General features: G+C 31.6%; 10 protein-coding genes and 1 pseudogene. 8 read left to right on the plus strand and 3 right to left on the minus strand.

The annotated features are described in order from the left end of the window. Positions 1-14 precede the first annotated feature (14 nt). From Q0941_RS10360 to Q0941_RS10370, 3 genes are all read left to right on the plus strand, one after another. Positions 15-401 (plus strand): hypothetical protein, encoded by a 387-nt coding sequence (locus Q0941_RS10360; protein ID WP_299293961.1) that lies wholly within the window; start codon positions 15-17, stop codon positions 399-401. Between the two features lie 138 nt (positions 402-539). Next, positions 540-776 (plus strand): hypothetical protein, encoded by a 237-nt coding sequence (locus Q0941_RS10365; protein ID WP_299293964.1) that lies wholly within the window; start codon positions 540-542, stop codon positions 774-776. Positions 777-811: 35 nt separating this feature from the next. Continuing rightward, a complete protein-coding gene (locus Q0941_RS10370) occupies positions 812-1,480 on the plus strand; it encodes a nucleotidyltransferase family protein (RefSeq protein WP_299293967.1) in 669 nt (222 codons plus the stop codon). An 8-nt stretch (positions 1,481-1,488) separates the two neighbouring features. Here the strand turns inward: Q0941_RS10370 and Q0941_RS10375 are convergent, their stop codons facing one another. Beyond that, a complete protein-coding gene (locus Q0941_RS10375) occupies positions 1,489-1,629 on the minus strand; it encodes a hypothetical protein (protein ID WP_299293970.1) in 141 nt (46 codons plus the stop codon). A gap of 101 nt (positions 1,630-1,730) precedes the next feature. Between Q0941_RS10375 and Q0941_RS10380 the strand changes: the two genes are divergently transcribed. From Q0941_RS10380 to Q0941_RS10390, 3 genes are read left to right on the plus strand one after another with little or no spacing between them, the layout of a single operon-like run. Next, positions 1,731-2,693, plus strand: a complete 963-nt coding sequence (locus tag Q0941_RS10380) for an LLM class flavin-dependent oxidoreductase (protein ID WP_299293973.1) — start codon at positions 1,731-1,733, stop codon at positions 2,691-2,693. 1 nt (position 2,694) lies between these two features. Next, positions 2,695-3,804: a thiolase family protein gene (locus Q0941_RS10385; RefSeq protein ID WP_299293986.1), complete on the plus strand. Its 1,110-nt coding sequence runs from the start codon at positions 2,695-2,697 to the stop codon at positions 3,802-3,804. Beyond that, positions 3,801-4,109, plus strand: a complete 309-nt coding sequence (locus Q0941_RS10390) for a hypothetical protein (protein ID WP_299293975.1) — start codon at positions 3,801-3,803, stop codon at positions 4,107-4,109. Before Q0941_RS10385 ends, Q0941_RS10390 begins: the two co-directional genes overlap by 4 nt. Here the strand turns inward: Q0941_RS10390 and Q0941_RS10395 are convergent. Together Q0941_RS10395 and Q0941_RS10400 are read right to left on the minus strand one after the other, a co-directional pair. Further along, a complete protein-coding gene (locus Q0941_RS10395) occupies positions 4,102-4,926 on the minus strand; it encodes a hypothetical protein (RefSeq protein ID WP_299293978.1) in 825 nt (274 codons plus the stop codon). The genes Q0941_RS10390 and Q0941_RS10395 overlap by 8 nt on opposite strands. Before the next feature lie 31 nt (positions 4,927-4,957). Next, a complete protein-coding gene (locus tag Q0941_RS10400) occupies positions 4,958-5,158 on the minus strand; it encodes a hypothetical protein (RefSeq protein ID WP_299293981.1) in 201 nt (66 codons plus the stop codon). Positions 5,159-5,368: 210 nt separating this feature from the next. On the opposite strand from Q0941_RS10400, the gene Q0941_RS10405 reads away from it, so the two are divergent. Both Q0941_RS10405 and Q0941_RS10410 read left to right on the plus strand, forming a co-directional pair. Further along, complete coding sequence (locus tag Q0941_RS10405) at positions 5,369-5,935, plus strand: resolvase (protein WP_299293984.1); 567 nt, start codon at positions 5,369-5,371, stop codon at positions 5,933-5,935. A gap of 46 nt (positions 5,936-5,981) precedes the next feature. Further along, positions 5,982-6,330, plus strand: a pseudogene (locus tag Q0941_RS10410) (hypothetical protein); the annotation flags it as partial.

Raw genomic sequence — 6,330 nt, forward strand, 5'->3', positions numbered from 1 at the left:
AATTTGGATTTGTTATGGCACTATCAGCAGCACTAATTCTTGCAGGAATCGCAATTGGATTGCTAGTACTATATGCTGCAGATGTTGCAGTTGCCATGTCTTCAGATAGTGATCATGGATTTTTACCACTTGACCATATGCAAAGAGGAATGGGTCTTGGAGGTCCAGCTTTAATTTTACCAATTATTGCCTTCTTCATAGCAAGAAAAGAACCATCAAAAGGATTAGGTGTGATGATAATTATTTCAGGTATTTTGATTGTAATTGGAGGTCTTGTTGTTTTAGCAATGCCTGCTCCGGCAGAAGCATCTGATAGAGATCCAATGGCATCAATGGCAATGATGTTTATCCCTGCTGCAATTCAATTAGCATTAGGTGGCATTAAAATAGCAAAATCTTAGAAACAAAGAACATGCCTACTTGTGCAAAATGTAACAATGAGGTAAAGAAAGTCTACGATTGTGATCATACCAATTTTGAGGAATATTGTGTAGAGTGCTATACAGAATTGCATTATTATCTAACAGAAAGTGAATCAAATGCTAACTAATCGAGAAATTGCAATTTACGCATTGGGAAAAACTGAAGGATTGAATTCTATTGCAGAATCATTAGGAAAAGGATTTGAAGATGAAAAATACATTGAATCTTGGCATAAAACTATGAAATTGTTAGGAACTGAACTACCACTAAAAGATTTGGAGAAAATTTACAAAGAATTTGCAGATAAAATGGATTCAATAGTAGATTCTAATGAAACAGAAAAAAAATCTTGAAAATTTTGATATAGTCTAATCAACATGATAGTTTAATGAAAGCAATTATTCTAGCTGGAGGTAAGGGTACAAGATTAAGACCAATTACAGATTATGTTCCCAAGCCACTCATTCCAATTAACAATACACCAATTATTGAATGGCAGATAAAATATCTCAAACGATTTGGTGTAAAAGAAGTCATAATTTGTACTGGTTACAAAACAGAAATGATTGAAAATTACCTTAATATGAAAAATCTTGGAGTTAAAATTAGTTTTTCAATAGAAAACTCCCCTCTTGGAACAGGAGGGGCAATTAAAAAAGCATCTAAATTAATTAAAGAAAAATCATTTTTTGTGATTAATGGAGATGTCATTACAAACATAGATTTGAAAAAGCTTTCAAAAATTAACAATTCAATTGCAGCTATTGAAGTGAGGACCAAGTTTGGAATTCTTGATATTAATAAAAATAAAATTAAGAATTTTAAAGAAAAAAAAGAAATCAGTGATGTTTGGATGAACGCTGGATTATATCATTTAGATAAAGATATGATCAAAGATTTACCAGTAAAAGGTGATATTGAAAAAACAACTTTCCCAAATTATGCAAAAAAAGAAAAACTAAGTACAGTAATTTTTAGGAATGTTAAATGGTACTCAATTGATTCATTCAAAGATATGGAAGAAGCTTCTTTGGATGTAAATAAAATAATAAAATAGATAAAAAATTATGCACCAGTTCGATGTAAAGTTACCATCATATATGCAACTTCTTCAACAAAGGATTCATCTTTGCTAGAGGATGCATATTTGGTAGCATCTGTCCAAAAACTACTTTTTGATTTTTCTTCAATAGTGAATGTTTCCAACAAAAATTAATGAAATCTGAATCTCATAATATTCGCCCTCAATCAAATTTTACCCATTGCTAAAACTGATACACTAAATATCGACTAGTCGTAATAGATTCATGCGTATTTCATGCAGTCTAGGCTCACTCCTATCAATTGAAGAGGTTGTTAGTTGTACTCGGTCAATTTCAAATACAGATGCAGAAATGATCTGGATTCCTGAGACGTGGGGGATGGAAAATTATGCCATGCTCAGCACAGTAGCGCAAAAAACAATAAATCAAAAGATTGGGTCATCAATCATCAACATCTATTCAAGAAGTCCTTCAACCATAGCAATGGGGGCAGCAACTATAGACACTCTATCAAAAGGTAGATTGGTATTGGGGCTGGGTACCAGTAGTCTTCCTATAGTAGAAACATTTCACGGATACAAATTTGAAAAACCTCTCCAAAGAATGAAGGAATATGTTGAAATTATTAGATTGGTTTTGTCACGAAAGCAGGTGAATTATAATGGGAAAATTTTCAATTTGAAAAATTTTTCTTTGTTGATCAAACCATATAGAAATAATATTCCTGTTTATCTTGCAGCAATTAATCAAAAAATGGTAGAGTTAACATGGGACATAGCCGATGGAGTCATATTTTACTTGCGACCGAAATCAGAATTAAAAGAAACAATTGAAAAAATGCAAAAAAAGAAAAGTATTGACGTCACATGCCAATTAATTACATGTATTTCTAATGATTCAGAAAAAGCTATTCAAAGAGCAAAGAAAACATTGTCGTTTTATATTGCAGTTGGAAAAGTATATCGTGAATTTTTAGCTAATACAGGTTTTGAAAATGAAACAAAAAATATTTTTGAGGAATACAATAATTCAGGATTAAGATCAATAGATGAACTAGTTTCTGATTCAATGTTAAAAGCACTATGTATTTCGGGAACACCTGAAGAAGGAAAAAAACAATTACAAGAATTCAGAGACACAGGAATTGAATTACCAATAATTCAATTTAATCCTGTAGGAAATACACAAGAATCATTTGACTTACTTAAACAAACATTTTTTGAATGATATGAACAAAGTAGGAATTGCAGCATATGGAATTACTCCTTTTTCTAAGGAAGATAAGAAAATTGAGAATTTGTTGATGGATTCAGTAGTAGATCTATTTGTCAAAAATCCAAAAATAGATAAGAAAAACATTGAAGGAGTTATGGTATCTACCAACAATAATTCAAAATATCTTGGCCCAATTGTTGCAGAAATGGCTGGAATTCAGCCTAAAACTACGATTTCAATTGAAAATTTATGTAATTCAGGCACAAATTCTATTGTTTCAGCATATTCGTATATTGCCTCAGGATTAGTTGATATGGTTCTTGTTTCAGGGGCTGAAAGATTTGATAGTCCTGGACAAATATTAGATTGGGATAATTCAAGAGGACAATTCAAGCATCCAATATTTTGGGCATCGTTGTTTACAAAATCATACAAAAATCATTTTTCAGTCTCTGATGAAGATTTGGCCATTGTTTCAGTAAAGAATCACAAGCAAGCAAAAAGCAATCCAAATTCTCTTTCAAACAAAACATTTTCTGTTGAAGATGTTATCAAATCAAAACAAATTACTGAAGATCTTAGATTGCTTGATTGTTCCCGTTCATGCACCGGAAGTGCATCTATAGTTTTAGCTTCAGAAAAAATAATGAAAGATATAACATCAGAGCCAATATGGATTTCAGGTATTGGACAAAAAACAACATCTGCAGGATTTACTAAAAACAATTCGTTTCATTCAATGGAATCAACAAAAGAAGCATCCAATACTGCACTAAAGATGGCAAATAAAGAAATCAAAGACATTGACGTAGTTGAATTACACGATGCATTTTCAGTATGTGAACCTATGGCATTAGAATCAATGGGATTTTCAGATAATGGAAAATCAATGAGAATGATTAAAGAATTACATCAAACAGATAATTTCAAAATTAATCCACGTGGTGGCCTAATAGGAACGGGGCATCCATTAGGGGCAACAGGTATTGCACAAACAATTGAAGTTGTCCAGCAATTACAAGATAGAGCTGATTCAAGACAAATTGATAATGTCACTACCGGACTAGTACATAACATGTCTGCTGCAGCTACATCATCAACAGTTTTGGTGTTAGAAAAATGAGTTTTGAAGAAAATTTAAGCAAAGGTCAATTTCTCATTCCAAAGTGCACACAATGTAAAAAAATAATTTGGCCTTCTTCAGATTATTGTAGTTATTGTTTTGGAAAAATTGAGCTAAAAAAACAGGATTTTGAGGCTAAAATAGTTGAATTTTCAAAGAAAAATGATGATTATTTTTGCCTAGTAGAAATAGAGAACTCATTCAGAATTATTGCTAAAACCTATCAAACTCCAACTATTGGAAAAATAGTTTCAATATCAAAATGCGGAATAAAAGATAGAGATTATTTTTTTGAAATTAATTAAATTTTGTAAAGATATACGGAGTTTCAACTTTTTGATCAAATGTCCAAACTGCCGGTAGTGATGCTGTCTGAATCACTTTTAGATTGTGCTTATCAATCAAATCACTCCAACCCCCATCATCCAAATTATTTGACAATTGACGTTTTGCATGAGTGCCTGCAAAAACAATACAAGTATTTTCTTTAAGGTCTGAAATTCCTTTAATTTTTTCTATAATACTTGTTGCAAGAAGATCTCCACCCATTTGAGGTAATCCTCCAATAAAAAATGCAGGAGATGTTAATTCTAGCTGTGAATAATCAAATTCCAATGCATCATTACAAGTAGGATCAAAATTTTGATTTGTTTGTGCAACAATTACATTTTGTAAATCAACAAGCATTTCATCAATTTCAATACTCTGAGTGATCATATCAAGAATTTTTCCAGAATATGCTATTCGTCCATCTCCCGAACCAATATCAACAAGTTCTCGACATCCTAAACTTTTTGCAATGTTGCTCATCAAATATGCTGAAATCATCCACGTTGGATAGAAGGGTTGGCAGCTAGAACCGTGTTTAATACTATTAAGCCAGTACTGGTTTATGTCACCTTCATATACAATGCAAGAAGTATCAGAAACTTTTTCCTCGTAGTGATTATAGTAAATAGGATTCTTTGTGGCAAATTCATGTAATTTTCTCAAGTGGTCAGAATCAATATTGAATGAATCTGATGAATTCAGAGGCAAAATTTCTTGAATATGGGCATTACCAGTATATGCTTTAACAAATTCTTGTTTAAGAGTAGTAATTTTTTGAACTAGTTTATCCAATGATCCTAGTCAATGCAAGGGTTTGATAAACTCATTGAGAATTTGATTTTGAATTTAGATATGCAATTTCTTGTTCGATTTTTTTAATTTGTTCAATAGTAGTAGTCTTCAGTTTTTCTGATTTTTCAAGATCAGTATCCAAATCCATTACGATTTGAAGATCAATCTGCTTCAATATATTCAGATAAGCATCTCTTTGTTCCAAGAGTTTTTCGATTACTAACTCACTCATATTATTCATCTCAATATGTAACTTAAAAATTGTAAATTCAATAGCTGTTGTTTGATGGCCTCATAATAGTTGAAATTTCAAGACCAGCAACTTCAAATTTGAACATATTATTGCCAAATTCAAAACTAATATTCTTAATCATTTTACCAGTTTTTCTTGGTTATCATACAATTACCATTTGTACTATAATGAAAAATAAGTGAAAGAAACATGCACAGTAAGAACTCATCAATATTATTACAAAAAAAGACTTCAAAACCAAATAAAAATAATCAAAAAGCAGCAAAAACTCGTAGACAAAGAGGATATCAGTGGGAAGATACCATTGTAAAAAGATTCAACAGTAGTGAAAACTGGAAGGCATTTAGACTAGGCTCACCAAGTGTAGGTTTGCCTGATGTTTTAGCTGTAAACACTGAAGACAGTACTATTTATTCAATAGAAGCAAAATCAGGAACCAGTACTTCGCTTGTAGTACCATTTGATCAAATTGAAAGATGTTTACAGTGGACAAAAACATTTGATATTTACAAAAAAAGGCAGGTTCTGTTAGCATTCAAATTTTTATCAAAAAAAAGAATTGGGTTAAGAAAATATGAAAATCGAGAATTACGTGAATACTTTAAGATCTGGGATGAATCACACGACATTACAGATTGTGTGTGTACTTATGATGGAAAATTCTTTGCAAAAGTTAATGGTCAGAGAATTGAATGTCAATTAAAAGAGGCAAAAATGCCATTTAAAACAAAACAACGACATAGTGCCAAAAATTAATGATTTTTGCAAATCGTTTTTATGGATAATATGAAAAAATATAGTATTGTCAGAAAGTAATACAGATTCAACTGAAAATTCCAATAAAGAGTCATTAAGTAAAACAGATGCTAACGCAGAAATTCAAAAACTAGAGGAAAAAGTATCTCAATTGAATGATGGCAGTTCAAAAGAGGAAGAAGCTCAATCAGAATGGGAAGCAGAAGCAAAAAGAATTCAAGAAGTTAAGAATTCAGCGCATACTACTGAAACCACAGAATCTGAACCTATGAAAGAAGTTGTATCAGAATTATTATCTGAGCCAGAGCCAGTTGTAGAACCAACTCCAGAGCCAGTTGTAGAACCAACTCCAGAGCCAGTTGTAGAACCAACTCCAGAGCCAGTTGTAGAACCAA

Source organism: Candidatus Nitrosopumilus sp. (assembly GCF_028278985.1).
GTDB lineage: Archaea > Thermoproteota > Nitrososphaeria > Nitrososphaerales > Nitrosopumilaceae > Nitrosopumilus.